21 protein-coding genes and 1 pseudogene are annotated in these 18,534 nt (G+C 69.1%); 12 read left to right on the top strand and 10 right to left on the bottom strand.

From position 1 onward, the window contains the following. Positions 1-19 precede the first annotated feature (19 nt). On the bottom strand, positions 20-454 hold the full coding sequence (locus tag V6U89_RS29470) for a hypothetical protein (RefSeq protein ID WP_334576442.1): 435 nt from the start codon (positions 452-454) through the stop codon (positions 20-22). A gap of 85 nt (positions 455-539) precedes the next feature. Here V6U89_RS29470 and V6U89_RS29465 point away from each other — a divergent pair, with 85 nt between their 5' ends. Together V6U89_RS29465 and V6U89_RS29460 are read left to right on the top strand one after the other, a co-directional pair. Then, positions 540-1,052 carry a VanZ family protein gene (locus V6U89_RS29465; protein ID WP_334576441.1) on the top strand — a complete coding sequence of 171 codons (513 nt, stop codon included), beginning with the start codon at positions 540-542 and terminating at the stop codon, positions 1,050-1,052. Between the two features lie 248 nt (positions 1,053-1,300). Beyond that, on the top strand, positions 1,301-1,930 hold the full coding sequence (locus tag V6U89_RS29460; RefSeq protein WP_334576439.1) for a hypothetical protein: 630 nt from the start codon (positions 1,301-1,303) through the stop codon (positions 1,928-1,930). Positions 1,931-2,008: 78 nt separating this feature from the next. On the opposite strand, the gene V6U89_RS29455 is transcribed toward V6U89_RS29460, so the two are convergent. Then, positions 2,009-2,293, bottom strand: a complete 285-nt coding sequence (locus V6U89_RS29455; RefSeq protein ID WP_334576436.1) for a hypothetical protein — start codon at positions 2,291-2,293, stop codon at positions 2,009-2,011. A 612-nt stretch (positions 2,294-2,905) separates the two neighbouring features. On the opposite strand from V6U89_RS29455, the gene V6U89_RS29450 reads away from it, so the two are divergent. After that, positions 2,906-3,286, top strand: coding sequence for a tyrosine-type recombinase/integrase (locus V6U89_RS29450; RefSeq protein WP_334576434.1), 381 nt, complete (start codon positions 2,906-2,908; stop codon positions 3,284-3,286). 151 nt (positions 3,287-3,437) lie between these two features. Here the strand turns inward: V6U89_RS29450 and V6U89_RS29445 are convergent, their stop codons facing one another. After that, positions 3,438-3,872 carry a methyltransferase domain-containing protein gene (locus V6U89_RS29445; RefSeq protein ID WP_334576432.1) on the bottom strand — a complete coding sequence of 145 codons (435 nt, stop codon included), beginning with the start codon at positions 3,870-3,872 and terminating at the stop codon, positions 3,438-3,440. A gap of 204 nt (positions 3,873-4,076) precedes the next feature. Here V6U89_RS29445 and V6U89_RS29440 point away from each other — a divergent pair, with 204 nt between their 5' ends. After that, entirely contained in the window at positions 4,077-4,763 is a 687-nt protein-coding gene (locus V6U89_RS29440) for a hypothetical protein (RefSeq protein ID WP_334576430.1), read from the top strand. 169 nt (positions 4,764-4,932) lie between these two features. Here the strand turns inward: V6U89_RS29440 and V6U89_RS29435 are convergent, their stop codons facing one another. Beyond that, on the bottom strand, positions 4,933-5,406 hold the full coding sequence (locus V6U89_RS29435) for a hypothetical protein (RefSeq protein WP_334576428.1): 474 nt from the start codon (positions 5,404-5,406) through the stop codon (positions 4,933-4,935). Positions 5,407-5,673: 267 nt separating this feature from the next. Between V6U89_RS29435 and V6U89_RS29430 the strand changes: the two genes are divergently transcribed. The 3 genes from V6U89_RS29430 (at position 5,674) to V6U89_RS29420 (ending at position 7,565) form a co-directional block, all read left to right on the top strand. Next, positions 5,674-6,234 carry an SMI1/KNR4 family protein gene (locus V6U89_RS29430; RefSeq protein ID WP_334576426.1) on the top strand — a complete coding sequence of 187 codons (561 nt, stop codon included), beginning with the start codon at positions 5,674-5,676 and terminating at the stop codon, positions 6,232-6,234. Between the two features lie 118 nt (positions 6,235-6,352). Continuing rightward, complete coding sequence (locus V6U89_RS29425) at positions 6,353-6,679, top strand: TraR/DksA family transcriptional regulator (RefSeq protein ID WP_334576424.1); 327 nt, start codon at positions 6,353-6,355, stop codon at positions 6,677-6,679. Positions 6,680-6,845: 166 nt separating this feature from the next. Then, the gene (locus V6U89_RS29420; protein ID WP_334576422.1) at positions 6,846-7,565 is read left to right on the top strand and encodes a hypothetical protein; all 720 of its coding nucleotides are present in this window, start codon (positions 6,846-6,848) and stop codon (positions 7,563-7,565) included. A gap of 506 nt (positions 7,566-8,071) precedes the next feature. Here the strand turns inward: V6U89_RS29420 and V6U89_RS29415 are convergent. Then, positions 8,072-8,776, bottom strand: coding sequence for a TetR/AcrR family transcriptional regulator (locus V6U89_RS29415; RefSeq protein ID WP_334576456.1), 705 nt, complete (start codon positions 8,774-8,776; stop codon positions 8,072-8,074). Between the two features lie 110 nt (positions 8,777-8,886). Between V6U89_RS29415 and V6U89_RS29410 the strand changes: the two genes are divergently transcribed. Continuing rightward, complete coding sequence (locus tag V6U89_RS29410) at positions 8,887-9,504, top strand: NADPH-dependent FMN reductase (protein ID WP_334576420.1); 618 nt, start codon at positions 8,887-8,889, stop codon at positions 9,502-9,504. Between the two features lie 376 nt (positions 9,505-9,880). Further along, on the top strand, positions 9,881-10,879 hold the full coding sequence (locus tag V6U89_RS29405) for an LLM class flavin-dependent oxidoreductase (RefSeq protein WP_334576418.1): 999 nt from the start codon (positions 9,881-9,883) through the stop codon (positions 10,877-10,879). Here V6U89_RS29405 and V6U89_RS29400 read toward each other — a convergent pair. Continuing rightward, on the bottom strand, positions 10,816-11,214 hold the full coding sequence (locus V6U89_RS29400) for a hypothetical protein (protein WP_334576416.1): 399 nt from the start codon (positions 11,212-11,214) through the stop codon (positions 10,816-10,818). The two genes, V6U89_RS29405 and V6U89_RS29400, sit on opposite strands and share 64 nt — an antisense overlap. A gap of 413 nt (positions 11,215-11,627) precedes the next feature. On the opposite strand from V6U89_RS29400, the gene V6U89_RS29395 reads away from it, so the two are divergent. Further along, positions 11,628-12,803: a low temperature requirement protein A gene (locus V6U89_RS29395; protein ID WP_334576414.1), complete on the top strand. Its 1,176-nt coding sequence runs from the start codon at positions 11,628-11,630 to the stop codon at positions 12,801-12,803. Between the two features lie 258 nt (positions 12,804-13,061). On the opposite strand, the gene V6U89_RS29390 is transcribed toward V6U89_RS29395, so the two are convergent. Further along, a complete protein-coding gene (locus V6U89_RS29390) occupies positions 13,062-15,281 on the bottom strand; it encodes a hypothetical protein (protein WP_334576412.1) in 2,220 nt (739 codons plus the stop codon). A 74-nt stretch (positions 15,282-15,355) separates the two neighbouring features. On the opposite strand from V6U89_RS29390, the gene V6U89_RS29385 reads away from it, so the two are divergent. Next, the gene (locus V6U89_RS29385) at positions 15,356-15,562 is read left to right on the top strand and encodes a hypothetical protein (protein ID WP_334576410.1); all 207 of its coding nucleotides are present in this window, start codon (positions 15,356-15,358) and stop codon (positions 15,560-15,562) included. A 183-nt stretch (positions 15,563-15,745) separates the two neighbouring features. Here the strand turns inward: V6U89_RS29385 and V6U89_RS29380 are convergent, their stop codons facing one another. The 3 genes and pseudogenes from V6U89_RS29380 to V6U89_RS29375 all read right to left on the bottom strand — a co-directional run bounded on the left by V6U89_RS29380 (position 15,746) and on the right by V6U89_RS29375 (position 17,402). Next, entirely contained in the window at positions 15,746-16,129 is a 384-nt protein-coding gene (locus V6U89_RS29380) for a carboxymuconolactone decarboxylase family protein (protein WP_334576454.1), read from the bottom strand. Positions 16,130-16,194: 65 nt separating this feature from the next. Continuing rightward, positions 16,195-16,410 (bottom strand): annotated as a pseudogene (locus V6U89_RS30320) (NAD(P)-binding domain-containing protein); the annotation flags it as partial. Positions 16,411-16,484: 74 nt separating this feature from the next. Continuing rightward, a complete protein-coding gene (locus V6U89_RS29375; protein WP_334576407.1) occupies positions 16,485-17,402 on the bottom strand; it encodes an SDR family NAD(P)-dependent oxidoreductase in 918 nt (305 codons plus the stop codon). A gap of 134 nt (positions 17,403-17,536) precedes the next feature. On the opposite strand from V6U89_RS29375, the gene V6U89_RS29370 reads away from it, so the two are divergent. After that, positions 17,537-18,352, top strand: coding sequence for a helix-turn-helix transcriptional regulator (locus V6U89_RS29370; RefSeq protein WP_334576402.1), 816 nt, complete (start codon positions 17,537-17,539; stop codon positions 18,350-18,352). The last annotated feature ends 182 nt before the right edge of the window (positions 18,353-18,534 follow it).

Below are 18,534 nucleotides of genomic sequence, written 5' to 3'. Positions count from 1 at the left end.
TCCACCCCGGCCGATGCTCTCACCGATGACCTGATGTGCTGCGCTGCTCCTGCCGCCGGCCTCCATGCGGCCAGGCCATCGCCAGACAGGAGTGTTTGGTAGCGGCCCGAGCGGCGTGCTCGACGCCAAGGGCCGGATCTTCTTTCTCTCGGAGAATTCCGCCGGGCGACGCGTGCGCTGGAGCAGACGGCTGATGCCTCCGAATCTTCGCCGTGGTGTCGGCGTACGGGTCAACGTGCACAGCCAGGTACAGCTGAACGTGCACAGCGTCGTGCAGATGGCGGCGCACGTCCGAGCCTTCGACCGCCCGCGAGCCAGCCAGCGGATTCAGCGAGACCCGCAGGAACGGGCGGGCGGCATCGTGACGTCCCGTTACCAGCGAGTCGGCATTGACCGTATCGCGCATCCGCTTCTGCCGATGAGCGATCACCCGATCTTGTTGCACGGGATCCACACATCTCGTTGGCGTGGGCTGATGCCCGGCCGAACTATGGTGGTCCACGATGATTCCAGGCGGGTACCTGCGTTGGCTCCCGGTCGTGGCGACAGCGGTGGCTCTCGTCCTGGCCAGCCTGGTCGGCACGCGTCACCTCGTGGCCTGTTACCGGCAGCGCGGCGTCCCAGCGGGGCTGGCGGTCCGGCGGGCACTGGCCACGACGGCCATGGCGGTCTGGACGCTGCCGTGGCTGATAGTGGTCCTCACCCCACTCGACGCCCCCCGAGAGGTTCGGCTAGTGCCGCTGCGCGACCTTCTAGAGATCCTCGCCGACCGCCCGCTGACCGCGTTCTTCCAGATCGTGGGCAATCTGCTGGTGTTCGCGGCGGTCGGGTTCGGTCTGGGCATGGGGTGGCAGGTCCGGTTCGCATACGTGGTCGCCGCGGCTGCGGGCATGTCGACCGCGGTGGAAGCGCTGCAGTACGCCCTGGCACTCGGACGCGTCTCGTCGATCGACGACGTGCTGTTGAACGCGACCGGTGCAGGCCTGGCCGTCCTCGCGGCGCGTCGGCTGCCGGTTCCCGATCGCCTGCTGTCCCTACTGCCGCCGCGATGAGCCCCTCCCGGTCGCGGAGCCGGACACCCGCCACCGCGTGGCCATCCGCTACCACCGCTGGTCGCGTCGCAGCCGGGCTGGAGTAGCTGCAGCGATTAGAGGTCCGCTGGGGACCACAACGTGGCAGTTATGATCTTGGCGTCCGGATTTGCCGCGATCCGCGCGCTACACAGCGTCACGCCGAGCTGGCCGGGTGCCGCCCGGACGTGCCGAGATCAGCAAGTCGATCGTTGTGGGAGGCTCCGTAGGTGACGAGCCTTCAGGAAGCCCTGGATGCGGCCGCAGCCGACCCCGGTTCCCCGGCGTGGGATCTCATCTGGCAGGAGTCGTGTCACCAGGGCACCTGCGATCCCGCGAGCGCTGTTCTGCTGCCCTGGTTGGCCCGGACCTGCGCCACCTTTCGTCCTCAGGACCGCGAGCGCGCCGTAGTACTCGCCGGTTTCATCGCCGTAGACGCCGACGACAAGAGTCGTGGTTTGTACGCCGATGACATCGCCACATTGCGTGCGCTGACCCTTGAATGCCTGGCGTCCGGCGGGTCCAGCGACACGATGTTCGTCTACCTGCAGCAAGCCGTGCTCGGCTTCGACGGTGACGAGGTCTGGGGCAAGGAGCTCGACCGCATCAACGACGGGGAGGTCGATGTGCAGTGTCCGGCGTGCGCTGAGGACCTGCTTATCGACCTGCAGTCAGACGGTTCCTCGATCGAGCCCGGGCTTTCCTCGCAGCAGGCCACGCGTCTGCACGCCGAGGCGTTGCGGGTGGGCCACGAGTCGGTGGCGACCGCACTCACCTACTTGTTTGGTCGGATGAGCTGTCCCATATGCGGTGCCACGTTCAGCGTTGCGGACGAGGTGACCGGCAGTTCTCCCGGATGACCGCAGGCGTCCGCTCACTCATAGCCGCGAAGTGCGCGGTCCTGTCATTGACGGTAGTGCCAGCGGAGACGTCAGTTTCTACACGCCGGCCGAGTCCCAGACGCGCTCGAAGGCGTCTCGCGCAATCATGTAGCGGTTCCAGTCCTCGTCCGGGTCATCGAGGCTCGCCTGCCCCAAGCCTCCGTACTGGTCTGCCTCATGTCCCGGCCCGTAGCGGAGGACCGGCCCGTTGTCATACGCCTCAATCTGCCGAACCGGCCAGCCGTCCTCACCGACTTCGAAGTACCAGACGGAGTGTCCCCAACCGTGAAACCCGTCGCCTCGTGACTCATCCCAGCGACGGCGGAAGAAGCGACTCGGCATAGCGAAAGCCTACGGCTTTCGCACGCGCACATCTGCCGCTCCGGGCGTGCTGGCGTTCATTGCCGCTGGTGACGCACGGTGACGTATGGCTGCCTTTCCTGCTCCCGCTTCCGGTGTCGTACCTACCGATCAGCTTGTCTTGCGCGCCGCGGTGTCCGCCTTCCTGGGCCGCTACCGCGGCCAGACTCGCGTCCATACCGAGTCCGACCTGCGAATCTTCCTCCGCTGGTGCACCGACCAGGACCTCGACCCGCTGGCTGCGGCACGGGCGGACGTCGAGCGGTACGTGCGCTGGCTGCAGGACGTACGCCGGTACCAGCCCTCGACGGTCTCGCGGCGCCTGTCCGTCGTCGTCGGGTTCTATCGGGTCTGCGTCATCCTGGACCACTCGCCGGCCGACTACGTCCGCCGGCCGACGGTGCCGGCCGAGTCGCCGACCCTCGGGCTGGGTCACCTGCAGTTCGAGGCACTGATCACTACCGCTCGACTGTGGGCCAACCCGAACGACTTTGCCCTGGTCGCGCTTCTGGGCCTGCTCGGTCTGCGGATCTTCGAAGCGTGCGGGGCCAGCATCGCCGACCTGGGTGAGGAGCACGGCCATCGGGTACTCGCGTGCGCGGCAAGGGTGGCAGAGTCGTGCTCGTCCCGCTGCCACCCGCGGTGGCCCGAGCCATCGACCGGGCCGTCGACGACCGCACCAGCGGGCCGATCCTGCGCAACACCCTCGGGGCGCGGATGGACCGACACGCGGCAACCCGCCGACTCAAGCACCTGGCGGCCACTGCAGGGATACGGATGCCAAGGATGCACCCGCACATGCTGCGCCATACCTTCGTGACAACCATGCTCGACGCTGGCGTGAGCCTGCGCGACGTGCGGATCGCCGCCCGTCACGCCGATCCGCGGACGACCATGCGCTACGACCGTGCCCGCAAGAACCTCGACCGGCACCCCAACTACATCCTCGCCGCCTACATGGCCTCTGGAACGTAGCGACCACAACGAGCGGATCTGCCGATGACAGTGTGTGTCGGGGTTGCCGTGGACGCATACCCGCCCAAGGCGTCGATGTAGCGCTGGTCAGCTGGGGCAGCGAGCACGACCGGTGCGTCGCTACATCGACCGCCGAGCCCCTTCGTTCGGCTCACGGCCGCGGGATGGGTAGTTCACGAAGCGGATCCCCGCCGTCGATGAAGAGCCGGGCGTCTGCCTTGGTCGCCCCGGCGATACGCTGCAGCACCCGCTGACCGATCTCGGGGTGGCGCCCGTCGAGGGCGCCAACGCGGACGGCGAACACGATCTCGTACGGCTCTTCCTGGGTCTGCAGGACGAAGTCTTCGGCGCCAACGCGGCGGACACCCATACGGCCCGACCTGATCTCGTCCACTGCGGCGGCCTCTGCCTGGGCGATAGCGGTGGCAGACCGGTCGATGGCCAAGATGTGGCCGGTGGTGAGTCGGGCTGCGACCGCTCGTGCGGCCGCCCCGGGCCCGCACCCGATTTCGAGGACGCGGGAGTGCGGCTCAAGCGGAAGCGCGTTCACGATCGCGGCGAGACGGGGCGACAGAGATCCCGGCACGGCCATGAGGATAAGCGACGACTCGCCCACACGTGCGCGGCAGCAAACACAGTGATCGCCTGCCCACTCCCTCGCAGCCTCTTCTCTGCCTCGCGCGGTGTTCGAGGCTTCTGCCTTGCCCTTGGGCGGCAGTTCACTCCTTATCTGACCCGTCGGCGTGGCCTGGCGGCTGCGCCGGCACGGGCTTGGCGGTAGAACCGGAACGTGACACTTAACTTCTGTCGGGAACTGTCGGCCGCCGACTGGATCGCCCACAGCGACCTGTCGTGGCAGCGTCTCGTGGGCTTCGGCCCTGCGGGCTTCGACGCCTACGCGCGGCTTCGGTTTCTGCCCGATCCGGCACGCCCCGGCCAAAGCGAGAACGACGCCGCCGCGGACTGGCCCACGGACCAGCTGCCCACTCTTTTCGAGGTGCTGGCCACCCACACCACGACCCCCGAAGACTGCTACTTCTGCGTCTGGGAAGGCTTCGGCGACGCCGACGTCGCAGCCGACGACAACGCTGTGTACATCGACGAAGAAAACAGCGGAGCCCCGCTCGAGCGGTCCGGCGGCCAGCCGGGACTGGCGCCCAGACCCGCTGCCCAGCCCTCGATGCCGCGTGCACCCAAGGTTGTGGTGCCCAACCGCGCGTACTGGTTGTTTCGAGGGCCGTTAGCCGACGTCGGCACATGGGACACCGCTGCGGGGTGGCCGGGCCAGCGTCGTCTCAGCAACGCCGAGCCGGCGTTCGCCTGGCCCGCTGATCACGCCTGGTGCGTGGCCAAGGACGTCGATCCGCACTGGGCCGGGATCGGCGGGACCCGGGCGCTGATCACCCAACTCACCACCGACCCGCGCCTCGACGTGGTCCCCGCCAACCCCACCCAGGACCAGCCGCTCTACCGATAACAGCCCGTGCCCAGTTGACGAGTGCTTTGCGGACCGCTGACGGGCCTGCCGCTCTCAGGTCGGAACGCACGGATCTGGCCGCGATACGCGCGCTACGCAGGGTTACGTGACCGCTCGCGGCTCGTGGTGCGGATCTGCCGATGTGAGTGCGTGCTGCTGCGGCGAACGGCTAGGCGGCCGGACCGGCGTTCGAGGAGATGTAGGCATGGAACGCTCCTACTTCCTCGTCAGTCGCAACCGGCGCGAAGTCGAGGTGCTCGCTGGGGTGGACACTGGTGCCGGCGCCGGTCACCGTCACGAACCAGGCGGCTTCATGACTGGACCAATACGCCTGCGCCAGGACGCCCACCTCCGCGGCCTCCGAAGGGTCGCTGGGATCCTCCGCCGCGATGATGCGGACCCACTGTCCGTCCTCCCCGTAGGGCGGCTGCGGAAAGGTGAGAGCGATGTCGTCCGGCTGGACGCTTTCCTCCGGCACGCCCAGCATGCGTGCGGCACCTACACGAGCCAGGGTCAGCACCTCCCTGGTCCTGGAGGTATGACCGACCTCCACCTCACCGTCGGGCCCGTCGACCATTACGAGGTAGGAACGGTCCGGCTGGTGGAGCACCCGCGCCCGCACTCTGATCGGCTCATCGTTCATCCGTCGATGATGCCGCATCTACGCGGCATGGTTATCGGGCATCTAACGCGCGCTCATGCCGCCGTGCGTGCGCGCCGGCCGTTGGATCGTTCGTCACCGCCCATAACTGGCGTTCGTAGGCGTGAGCATCCTACTTTGCCGATGTGAGTGCGCGTCCTGACCGCCAGTGCGGCCAGGCAATGTACGGGGTATGCCAGCCGCAGGGCCTACTGGTTGACTACCGGCGTGGAGGATCGGCCCGATAACTTGTCAGCTCGACTGACGCGTGTGGCGGCCAAGTTGAAGGCTGCCGCGGCGATGCCCGGGGATCCGGTGATGTTCGGCGCAGACGCCCACCGCTTCCGAATCGGGCCGCCATTGCCGGAGGACGCGGTCGTAGCCTTTGAGGAGCGGCGCGGCGTCAGGCTGCCAGCTGACTATCGAGGGTTCATCACCACGGTCGGGCATGGCGGACCCGGCCGGTTCGGTGGCGCCGGCCCCTTCTACGGTCTGCACTCGCTAGAGGACTGGGACTCGGGTCTGTGGGGCATGCCGGACACCACCACGTTGGCCAGACCGTTTCCCGCCGAGCCAGGGCGGGTGTACGAGGATTGGCTGGCCGAGGTGGCGCCAGGTGATGAGGACGAACCGTACTGCGGAACGTTGGCGCTCAGCGACCAGGGCTGCGGCTACCTGTCGCTTCTCGTCGTCAGCGGACCCGCGCGTGGACGCGTCATCGACAACTACAAGGGCAAGGAAGGTCCAGTCTTCACTGCGGATCAGGACTTCCTGTCGTGGTATGAGAGATGGCTGGACGCTGTCCTCGCAGGCGAGCGACATTTTCGCTAACAGCGCGCTAATTCCGGCGACTGAGGCATAGCGCTTCACGGCATCCGCACATGCCGCCACCCGTGCGCGTCCCCTCCATGGCCTGTCTGTGCCGGCTGGAGGCCGTTAGGCTACACATATGGTCCGGGATGAACTGCTGCGGCTGCGAGCGAGGGCGGAGGCTGGGGCGGCGACGCTGGCCCAGGATCTGGAGGCGCTATTCCTGGCATCGCGGGATTCGAATGCCGACGACGAGCACGACCCGGAGGGCGCCACCATCGGCTTCGAACGCGCCCAGTTGACCGCGCTGCTGGCCGGGGCGCGAGAGCGGATCGCCGACGTTGACGACGCGCTGCGTCGGGTGGACGCGGCGACCTACGGCGTCTGCGAACGATGCGGGCAGCCGATCGGCGATGAACGGCTCGCCGCGCGGCCGTTCGCCCGCTTCTGCATGGCATGCGCATAGTGCATCAAGGAGAGTGAACACTGGGGGCGCTCACTAATTCCAGCGAAGCGTTTACGCGGGCCACGACCAGATGCGCTCAACTGCCGCGATCAGCGCGTCGATCATCGCTGGGCTGGGACTGCATCTGACTGTCCTGCCGTCCAGGCCTCGTTGTTAGCCTGACCGGATGCGCAGTGAGCTGCAGGCGGCGGTAGATGATCTGTACCGGGTATTCGGCCGGTACCAGCTGGTCGAGAGTGTCGAATACTGCGACCACTGCGTTGACCCGGAGCAGGTCGAAGCGCTGCACCGAACGCAACTGCGCCAGGTTACTGCCGAGCAGCTCGGTCTGCTGCTGTTCAACTCGACGACGACGTGGGGTGATCAGAGGTACCTCAACCATTTCATGCCCCGGCTCCTAGAGCTGGTGGCGGCCGGCGAAATGAACGACTGGAGCTACCACATCTTCTTGCCGTCTCGGCTCGCGGGCCTGTGGCGGTCGGGTTCGGCCGATGAACGGCGTGTGATTAGCGACTTCGCGTGGGCCTGGTGGCGGGAGACCACCTCGACGTGGCCCAGCGTGTGCGAGCCGCGGGAGGTGCTGGACACGATCGCCGAATGCGGACAGAACGTTTCGCCCTATCTCGCGGCGTGGCCGGTGCACGTTGGGAAACCTGCGGCCCGGCAACTCGCCGTACTCGTCAGCGACCTTCTCGTCTCATCGCGGCAGGACAACGGCTTCTGGTGCGAAGCCAACGACTGGCTGTCCGGCCCGATACCCGCGGACGTGCTTGCCGCCGAAGTTTCCGCGACCGCTGATCCCGACATCGCTCGGCAACTGAGCGATGCATTCGAAGACCTGGCCCTATGGCGACAGTCGCACACTTCTACCACCACCAGACGGTGACCAGAGGCGTACCCACATACCCGGCTCCGGGTGGTCCACGACCTGGCCGGGCGCCGCTGCAGGCCGACGCCGGTCGACGCGACCGCGCTCATTTGCCGCCGAGCGCGCGTCACCATCCGTAGTTGTCACGTGTGCTCACGTACGCCCGGACGTGCCGATGAGCGCGCGGGCGAACGAGGCTGCTACGCCGGGTATGGCGCGCTACTGCCTGGGAGCGAATTCGGGGTTGATGCGGGCCACCAGTGGCGGGTCCTGGATACCGCGTTGAACGCTTTCCACGCCCTGGGTTTCCTTGCCCGGGTCTGGGCAGTTCAGGGGTTGCGAGTGGCAGATCGGACCAGCCCGCCGAACGACCGGTCGCGTGCAAGTTCTGCGTCGTCGGGGGAGAGCCCGAACTCGGCGGCAGGTTGTACATCGATCTCTTCGGCTGTTGTGCCGCGCAGGGCCGACTGCCGGGGGACGAGCCGCGACCGATTGCCGGGTTCCGGTTTGAGGGCGGCTCCAACTCAGCCCGCGGAGCCGTACGCCCGCAGGAACGCGCGTACTCCGGCGGAGGTCAGCCGGTCGGCCTCCTCCGGCGGGAGCGGGCTGACCCCCCAGTAGGACCGTTGCGTGATCTCGGTTGAGATCAACGCCATGAAATGGGCGGCGGCCTGGGCCGGGCTGCCGTGGACGTCGATCAGGCCACGATCGCCCAGCGCGGCCATGGCAGACGCCACCTCGCGGCCCACCACGCGCGGTCCGGCATCTTGCCAGGCATCCAAGACCTCTGCCGGGATGTGCCCGGCTTCCGCGTAGATGTGCCGCACCAGCGAGAAGTGGTCGCGGGAGTCCGTTATCAGGCCGACCCAGGCGCGGGCCAGAGCGAGCAGGTCACGTTCAAGGTCGTCCGGATGCGGCGGACGCTCCGGGTCCAGGTACCTCCGCAGCTGCGCGAGCTGCTCGTCCCTGACCCGCTCTGCGCTCAACCGCACGATGGACCGGAACAACTCCTCCTTCCCACCCGGGAAGTGGTTGTAGATGGTGCGAGTCGAGGCGCTGGCCTCGGCGGCGATCGTGTCGATGCTGGCCCGGGAGTATCCGTCCCGTCCGAAGACCTCGCACGCGGCCTGCACGATTGCCGTCGCCTTGTCCACCCGGCCCCGCCGCGGCTGGGCCGTCCTTGTCTTGTCCTCTGAGCCCATGCCGGTCATCGCGTCATCTTCCCACATGTCGATCAAGGCGTCTACAACGGCCGTTGTAGCTTCTGCAACGACCGTTGTATGCTACCTGACGTGCAGCGAATCGTGGCAATGAAACGAGAGAACGAGGGGAGACCGTGATGTCTGACTTCGCACCTTCGAACGACCCCGCGCTTCGGGTCGCCGTCATCATCGGAAGTGCTCGTAGCGGCGGCGCCGGCCTGTCGGTCGCCGAGTGGTTCACCGGCCATGTGGGCCACCGCCCCGACATCGATCTGGACGTTGTCGATGTCGCCGGCCTGAATCTTCCCGTATCCATGCCCGGGCGGGACGGCCTTCCCGCCCCCGCGCCGGGGACTCAGGCCGTGCTCGCCGACGTCAGCCCACGGCTGGCCGCCGCCGAGGCGTTCGTCGTCGTCACGCCCGAGTACAACCACAGCTTTCCGGCCTCGTTGAAGAACCTCATCGACTGGCACTACACCCAGTGGCAGGCCAAGCCGATCGGCTTCGTCTCCTACGGCGGGTTGAGCGGCGGGATTCGCGCCGTCGAGCAGCTTCGTCAGGTCTTCGCCGAGCTGCACGCCGTGACTGTGCGCGACTCCGTCAGCCTGCACGGGCCCTGGTCCGGTCTGGGCGAGGACGGCAGACCGCTCGACCCGGCGGTCCTCGAGAGCGCCGCCAAGAACATGGTCGACCAGCTGTTGTGGTGGGGCCGCGCGCTGCGCACCGCTCGCGCCGAACACCCGTACGGTCTGTGACGGGGGATGAGCACCGTCACCGGACCGGCACGGACCGCCGGATCCGCCGCCACTCTCGCCCGTACCGCTGGTGGTCGTCGTCATCGGCTCGATCATGGCCGTGCGCGACGTGACCATCGTCAACGTCGCTCTCCATCCGCTGGCGACGGAGTTCGACGCGCCACTCACCGTGCAGTGGGTCGCCACCGGCTACACGCTCGCTCTGGTGCGGCGTGACCCCGCTGGCTGCCTGGGCCATAAGCCGCTTCGGTGCCAAACGCGCCTACCTCACCGCGTTGGCCCTGTTCACCGGCGGCTCCGCCGCTAGCCACCCGGGCCGGAGCCCGGTTTAGACCATCCCGCCACATGACAACCTCACCACCAAAGGAATGATCTCGTGATTGACGTACCTCTCTCTGTCCTCGATGTCGCTCCGGTCGCCGCCACCGGATCCTCCGCCGAGGCCCTCCGGCACACCACGGCGCTCGCGGTCCGCGCCGAGGAGCTGGGTTACCGGCGGTTCTGGGTGGCCGAGCACCACAACACGCCGTGGGTCGCCAGTTCGTCCCCGGCTGTGCTGATCGCGCATTTGGCGGCGTCGACCTCGACGATCCGGGTCGGCTCGGGCGGCGTGCAGCTACCCAACCATGCCCCGCTGGCGGTGGCCGAGCAGTTCGGCACCCTGGAAGCGCTGCACCCGGGCCGGGTCGACCTGGGCATCGGCCGGACGTCCGGCACCGACCAGGTCACCGCGCTGGCCCTGCGCCGGACGACGAAGGGCCTGTCCGCCGAGGCGTTCCCACAGGAGCTTGACGATCTCATCGGGTACTTCACCAGGCGCGAGAACCGGATGGGGATCACCGCGATCCCTGCGCTGGGCAACATGCCGAAGATCTGGCTGCTCGGATCGGGCGGGTTCAGCGCGCAGATGGCCGGCATGCTGGGCCTGCCGTTCAGCTTCGCGCACCACTTCAGCTCCGCCAACACACTGCCGGCACTGAACCTGTACCGGCAGCACTTCCGCCCGTCGGAGTACCTCGACAAGCCGTACGCGATCGTCTCGGTCAACGCGATCTGCGCGGATACCGACGAGCGCGCGGAGTACCTAGCCGGCCCGGCCATGCTGTCCTTCCTGCGCATGCATACCGGCCAGGCGCAGCTGCTGGCCAGCCCCGAGGAAGCGGCTCGGTACCCGTACACGCCGCAGGAGCTGAAGCTGGCGCGGAAGCGGTTCGAGGGGCAGGCGCTCGGCTCCCCGGAGACCGTGGCCCGCCAGCTCGCCGAGCTGCGCGAGCGCACGGGTGCGGACGAGCTGATACTGACCACCCAGGTCTACAACATCGAGGACCGGATCCGCTCGTTCGAGCTGATCGCCAAGCAGGCGCCCACTCCCTGACCCAACGGCCGGCCGCGGGCGAGGCCGGGGGAGTCTGCCACCCGGCCTCTTCGAGTTGACTTCTCGTCCGCACCGAATTCCAGGGCGTCACGCATGACGCCCTCGACGTCTTCCACAGTGGCGTCGTCGAGGCCGGTCGGGCATGCGGGCGCGTACCACAGGGTGCGGCGGTCTCTGTCGAGGACGGCGCGCAATCCCCCGTTGATGACGTCCACGGTGAGGGTCGCCGCGGTGGGCAGGTGGGGCCGGATGAGATGGGCGGCGTAGGCGGCAGCGGCGGTCAGGGCTGCCCGGCGGGCCCGCTTCGCTTCGAACCATGCGGCGAGCCGCCTCATTGGTGATGCCCAGCTCAAGCGCGATCGCCCGCTGGACTTCCCCGACGTGCGCCACAACTCCACCGCGTGGGCACGAAACTCAGCCGGGTACTTCGATGCTCTCGGCATCTCGACATCCTCTCCCGAGGGCTACCACCCTCGCCATCGATGAATGCCAATGCAATCGGGTCGACTCATCAGGACCTGGGTGACACTCCGCCACCTGTAGCACCTGCCGGGGGCCTGGGCCAAGGTCGACGACCTGATCCGCGGGCGGCGACGGATGGAAGGAACTCACCGACCTCTATCGCCGCCCGGCGGATAAAACGGAGCCGCTCGAACCCGGGCCACCGCAGCACATCCGCATCTGACGGCACTGCCGTGTGGTACGACTGGCGGAAAGCTAGACAGAAGCGGCAGAAACGGGCGAGCAGATGACGAGTGGGGCAGCCGGGCTCCTGCGACGACCCGAGGAACCACGAGCGACGTACCTGGAACTCTTCTTCGACCTGGTGTTCGTCTTCGCGCTCGCACGGCTCTCGCAGGGGCTGCTGGACCATCTGACCTGGACCAGCGCCTTCCAGACGCTGGTGTTGCTGCTCGCCCTGTGGACGGTGTGGATCCAGACGGCAGGGCTCACGGACAGGCTGGACCCGCAGCAACCGCTGATACAGCTGCTGGTGATCGCGACCATGTTCGGCACCCTGCTGATGGCCGCCGCAGCGCCGGAGGCGTTCGGCGAGCATGGTCTGGTCTTCGCAGGCTTGTACGTCGCCACCCAGATCGGTCGCAGCGCCGGCGCCCTGCTTCTGCTGCGGGGCCACGAGGCGCGGGGCGCCTTCGCGCGGCCACTCTTCTGGTCCTGCGTGTCCGCGGTGCCGTGGATCGCGGGTGCTGTCGCGCACGACACGGCACGTGGGGTGCTGTGGGCGCTGGCGTTGGCCATGGAGTACGGGGGAATCGCATTCGGCCTTCCCACACCGCGGCTGGGTCGCGCGCGTGCAGCCGAGTTCGCGATCTCCGCCCCACATCTGGCCGAGCGCTACCGGCAGCTGTTCATCATCGCGCTCGGCGAGCTCATCCTGGTCACCGGGCTGACGTTCAGCAGCGGCAGGTTCGAGCCCGACCGGATAGCCGCGGTGGTGGCCGCGTTCACCACCACGGCGCTGCTGTGGCGGATCTACATCCACCGCGCCGGGAGCATGCTGGCAGAGGCCATCGCAGCCGCCCCCGACCCATTCCGCGCCGTCATCCCGGCGACATACGCCCACCTGCTCATGGTCGCCGGCATCGTCGCCATCGCCGTCGGCGACGAACTTGTCATCGAGCACCCGCTCGGACACACACCACCGGCCTGGATCACCGTCATCCTCGGCGGACCCGCGCTGTTCCTCGCCGGACGGGCCATCTTCGAGTACGAGGTGTTCGGCCGGGTCTCCCGCTCCCGGCCGATCGGGGTCCTCGTACTCGCCGCCATCTCACCGGCGGCGTACTTCCTGCCGCCACTGCTGGTCGCCATGGCACCTGCCCTCGTCCTGGCCGGGATCGCCATATCCGACGCAGCCCGTGCCCGAGGACGCCCACCCGAGCAGCCCTCACCACCTGGCTAGCCGGAAAGCGTCACCCACATCCCGATGATGTTGACCCGGTTGCATGGACATTTGTTAGGCGGCAAGTGTCAATCCCCTCGAAGTGTGGAGACTTCCGCTATGCGGCCGTGGAGCCCCTAGCCTCTGCCATGTATCGCTCGTAGTCGATGGGTCGGTCCCCCGCTTTCGCGTAGCATCCTGCCCCCGATCTTCCGGGACTCATCAAGCAGCCGTCACCGACGATTCCGCGAGACTCCGCGGCAACGGGGGCGAGCCGCGTCACCGGGCTGCGTCGTCCGTCCTGATCGGCAGCCGCGCGGCGAGGTCCCGGACGGCACGCCGGTATTCCTCCTGCGTGTGGTAGGCCCAGTGCCCTTCCACGGGTGGGGGCACGGTGTCGTCGGGGTCCACGGTCAGGCTGCGGGGGTCACGCAGCCGTTCGTCCACGGTCTGCGCGTCCCCGTCCGCTCCGCGGCTGGCTCGACCGGGAAAGATCGGCCCGCTGATCGGGTCGGTGTACCGCCACAGGTTCCGCCACCGCCAGCCGATCCGCTCGCCCACCTCATGCAGCGTCCGCTCCCCGAGGTAGGCCGGACACAACCGGGCGTAGAGCCGGTACAGCGGCGAACCGTGGGTGAGCAGGGCAACCCTGCTCACCGTCGCGGGCGGCAGTTGCAGCAGCGTGACGACCGCCAGCACCGACCCCTGGCTGTGCCCGGACAGGACCACGCCACCCTTGCGGGCCAGGACGGACACCCGCTTGCCGAGTTCGGGTATGGTCCGCCGTCCATAGGACGGCGGCGCGAAGGGGTGGATCGTCCGGGGCCAGAAGGTGCCCAGGTCCCACAACACGGCCAGCACGCGACGGGTATCGGGGGAGCGGTAGGCCTGCGCGCCCAGTATCGCCAGCCCGACGACGAGCAGGCTGATCACGTAGATCCCCACGTCGGTCAGGTACGCGACGACCAGTGCCGGCTGACCCGTCCGCCCGCTCAGCTCCTCGGCGAGCCGCGTCGGGCCGATGTCGGCCAGGTCGAGCGCGACCGCGCCGAGGCCCGACGCGGTGATCGCCAGGAATGCGACCAGTACCGGGCCGAGCCGGTCGACCAGGTGCGACCGGGCGATGATCTCCCGGAGCTCGCGAAGCCGGGGCTCGGCCTCTGGCTGCGCTTCCGGATAGTCGGTCCTGATGTCGCGCTCGGCGCTCGCGCGGCGGCGGGCGCGGCTGAGCAGCATCGACCAGATCGCCACCGCTGCGGTGGTGAGCAGGGCGACGAATCCCGCGAGCGCTGCCCACCAGTAGGACACCGGTGGCTCCAGGGGCGGCAGGCCCGGCGGGTCGAGCCGGGCCGGATCGGGGATGATTCCCCGGTCGAGCCAGTCGGCGACCCGGTACACCAGCGTCGCCGCGAACGCGGCGGCCACGGTGGCCGCAGCCGCCCCGACGACCGGGGTCCCCAACCCGAGCAGGGCCGGCCGGCCCGGCCCGCGGCGGGTCCGCAGGCGGCGTACGGTGACCACGGCGAGTGCCACGAGCAACGCGGCCTGCGCAGCGACCAGTCCGGCGGTTTCGGACTCGAACCCGGGCAGCTGCGCGGGCTTCGGATCGGCCGCGGGCAGGGTCACGGCGTAGCCCAGGGTCAGGACGGTCAGGACGTTGGTGACTGCGCGCAGCAGCCGCCCGGACCGGGCCGGCGGCAGCCCGCCGAGCGCCGTACGCCGGCACAGCAGCAGCGCGCACCACCCCAGGACCCCGATCGCGATGCTGAGCAGCGGCATCCCCACGGCGCCGCGCCCGAGCGGCACCAGGGCGGTGAGCAGCACCGCATCCAGCGTCGCGGCGCCGAGGCAGAAGTGGATCCGGCGCAGCCACACCACCGAGGGACCGTCGTCCCAGAATCCGGCCGCGTCGAGCGAATCGGCGGTGGGGCGGCCCTTAGTCCCCCCGAACGCGGCGAAGGTGCGGGCACGTCGGGCACTGATGCCCCAGACGATCTGCAGCGCCACCAGCGGGACGATCGCGAGCACGGCCAGTCGCGGGCCGACCGGCAGCGCCGACAGCCAGGACAGGTACGGACGACCGGCGATGCAGGGCTGGTAGGAGGCGCACTGCCAGCCGATCAGGTCCACCGAGACGCCGGCGATCGCCAGGACGAAGCCAGCGGTCAGGGTGCCACCCAGGAGTCGGCACAGTGTGGCGAGCAGGCCGAATCGGTCCGGACCCGCCGGCCGGAGCCACACCGCCAGGTTGCACAGCATGAACGGCAGCAGCAGCAACGACAGCGTGCTCACCAGCGCCGCTCCGCCGGTCAGGCCACCCCACCGGTAGCCCTCGACCGTCATCTCGGCAGCCCCGTCCGCCGCCCCGGCTCCCGGCCGCGGACGGTAGAAGCCCGCGTGGCGGTCGCCCGCGACCTGGACCAGGTTCGGGTGGCCGACAACCTTCGTCGCCGATGCCCCGGCGACACCGTGCACCCGCAACTCCACCACGTCGTCCATCGCCCTCTCCAACGGCAACCCGCCGCAAAGGATGCTCGACGCCTGGCCGCCGGCGCCGCCTGGCCGCCCCCCGGATGGCCCTCGAGCTGCGCAAAAAGGGCCATGTGGTGCTGCTGCACTGCGCTGCCGGTCAGATTCGCACACCGACGGTCGCCGCCCGCTACACGACCCTGACCACCGGCACACCGGCACGCTCCGCGCTGGCCGAGCTGCGCGGACTGCTCGGCGCGCACGGCTGGACACTCAACCCGGAACTGCGGCAGGTCGTCGAACAGCTGTGACGGGCCACGCCGCGGCTGCTGTAGGCCGCACAGGACCAGGAGAGAACCCGGCTGAGGAAATAGTCAACACCTGTGGATCGGGGTGCTGTCACGAATGCCAGGACCCGGGGTTTCGGTCTGTGGGGGCGTCATCCCGTGACGTTAGGAAGGCGCGGCCTCCGGGGGGGTGACGCCCCGCCCGACTCACCATGTCTTGCCGGCCTGCTCCCGGACGGTGCGGTTGATCCGGTTGAAGAAGTTGGTCATTGTGATCTCCAGGATGATCGCGCCCAGCTGCTCCTCGCTGAAGTGGTCGGCGGAGGCGTCCCAGATCTCGTCGGTCACGCCCGGTGCGCCGTCCTGGAGCCGGGTGGCGGCCTCGGTCAGGGCGAGGGCCGCCCGCTCCTCCTCGGTGTAGAAGGACGTCTCGCGCCACGCGACCACGTTGTGCAGCCGCTCGTCTGTCTCACCGGCCTTCTGCGCCGACTCGATCGAGGCGAAAATGCACGGGCTGCAGCCGTTGATCTGGCTGGTACGCAGATGGACCAGCGACAGCAGGAGCTTGTCGACGCCCCCGGCGTGGTCCAGGGGCCTGGCTGCGCCTCTCCCGCCAGGACGCGGCGACCATCCACAACCTCGCCGACCACCACGCTGCCCGGCCGCAACCCGTCCAGCAGCCGCCGGTGTTCGAGCAGATCGGCGGTGTCGGCGTCGTCACGCAAGCAGAGCAGCAGCACGTCCACGGCTGCGGCCAGTTCGGCCACGCTGTCGTGCCCGGTGTACGTGGTTCCGGTCAGCGCCTCCAGCGACGCCGGCCGGCGCGCCCACACGTGCAGGTCGTAGCCGCCGTCGGCGACGGCGCGCGCCATCGGGGCGCCTGGTCGCCCAGGTCGATGAATTCCGCTGCGGTCATTGTCGTCTCCTTTCGTGCGGAGTATCCGGTTCAGCCGACCAGCTTCAGCGACTCGTCCCAGAGCCGCTCGGCGTTGCCCGCGTCCAGCGCGTACGCGGCCACGCCCCGGAAATCCGCGGACCGCGCGGTGACCACGGGCGCCTCGGCGCAATCGTCGAAGTACCGGCCGCCGACGCCGTCCAGCAGCGGCGACGCCGCCAGCAGCACCGAGGTCGCGGCCCCCTGCTGCGGGGTCTTGCGCCGCTCCGGCGGCGTCTTCAGCCCGCCGGTGTGCTTCTGCAGCCCGGTCGCGATCGCGCCCGGGTTCAGAGCGTTCGCCCGGATGCCCTCCCCCGACCAGCGCCGATCCGCCTCCACGGCCAGCAGGACATCCGCGGTCTTCGACTGGGCGTACGAGGTCAGCGGGTCGTAGGGCCGGAAGGCGTAGTGCAGGTCGTCGAAGACCACCGGCGAGAACAGGTGCCCGGTGGAGGCCACCGAGACCACCCGGGCGCCGCGCGCGGCGGCCAGGGCCTCGTGCAGTCCGACGGTCAGCGCGAAGTGCCCGAGGTAGTTGGTGGCGAACTGCAACTCCCAACCTTGCCGGGTGCGCTCCAACTCGGGCAGCGCCATGATCCCGGCGTTGTTGACCAGGATGTGCAGCGGCTGGTCCCAGCGGGCCACGAAACGGCGTACCGAATCCAGGTCGGCCACGTCCAGCTCGCGGACTGTGACCCCAGGGTTTCCGGTGCTTGCGGTGATGTCGGCCGCGGCCTGCTCCCCCGCGCCGACCCGGCGCACCGCCAGCACCACCTCGGCGCCGGCGCGGGCCAGCGCCCGCGCGGTCTCCACGCCGATGCCCGCTGCGCCGCCGGTGATGATCGCGCGTCGGCCGGCAAGGTCGACGTCCTTGATCACCTCGGTGGCGGTCGAGGAGAACCCGAACGACGTGGTAATCAGCTCGGTCATGTCACTCCGATCTCTGTTGGTCGTTTTCGTCTCCACCACCGTGCCGCTTCCCGGCGGCGCTATCCGGAGTCCCGGTTTTCCTGGTAGTGGTAGGACCAGGCTGGGCGCGCCCGGTCGACCCCTACGATGGGCGGATGGGCAAGGCCGGTCCGCTCGGCGACTACCTGCGCGCCCGGCGCGAAGTGGTCAGTCCGGACGACGTGGGGCTGCCCCCGCACGGGCGGCGCCGGGTGCCCGGGCTGCGCCGGGAGGAGGTGGCGCTGCTCGCCCGGATCAGCGCCGACTACTACCTGCGGCTGGAGCAGGGCAGGGACCGGCACCCTTCGGCCCAGGTGCTCGATGCGCTGGCACGGGCGCTGCGGCTGGACGGCGACGCCACCGCCCACCTGCACGGGCTGGCTCGCTCCGCGCCGCCCCGCCCGCCCCGGCAGCCCGAGCGGGTGCCGGTGGGCATCCGGCAGCTCGTCGACTCCTGGCCCGACACGCCCGCGTTCGTGCAGGGCCGCTACGCCGACGTGCTGTACGCCAACTCGGCGGCGACCGCGCTGTCCCCACTGTTCGCCGCGGGGGTGAACGTGCTGCGGGCGATCTTCCTCGACCCGGCGTCCCTGCGGGACTATCCGGTCACCGAGAACATCGTGGCGAATGCCGTGGCCAGCCTGCGAGCCTTGGTGGCGGTGGACGCGGACGACCCACGGCTGACCGAACTGGTCGCGGAGCTGTCGTCCGGTAGCGACCGGTTCCGCCGGTTGTGGGACCGCTACGACGTCGGGGTCCGGTCGGGCGGCGGCGTCCGGACCCTGCGCCACCCCCGCGTCGGCGAGCTGCGACTCCGGTACGAGAAGCTGCAGATAAGCGGCACCAGCCAGACCCTGGTGGTCTACCACGCCGATCCCGGCAGCCCCTCCGAACAGGCCCTGCGCAGGCTCACCCGCGGCCCGGGGTCCTAAGCTCAACCGGGACTGCGGGACTTCGCGTCCGGCGACTGACCTTCCACCTCAGTGTCAGCCTGACCAGACGGCACGCGCGCGACTCACACGCACTCTGAATCGGCGCATTGGGCATCCGGATCTGGCACCCCTCTGTGTCAAGTGATGATCAAGAGGGGTGTTCTAGGCTGGGGTTCGGCGGG

This window comes from Micromonospora sp. CPCC 206171 (genome assembly GCF_036906755.1).
GTDB lineage: Bacteria > Actinomycetota > Actinomycetes > Mycobacteriales > Micromonosporaceae > Micromonospora > Micromonospora purpureochromogenes.
This window is presented reverse-complemented; position numbering and strand designations above follow the sequence as displayed.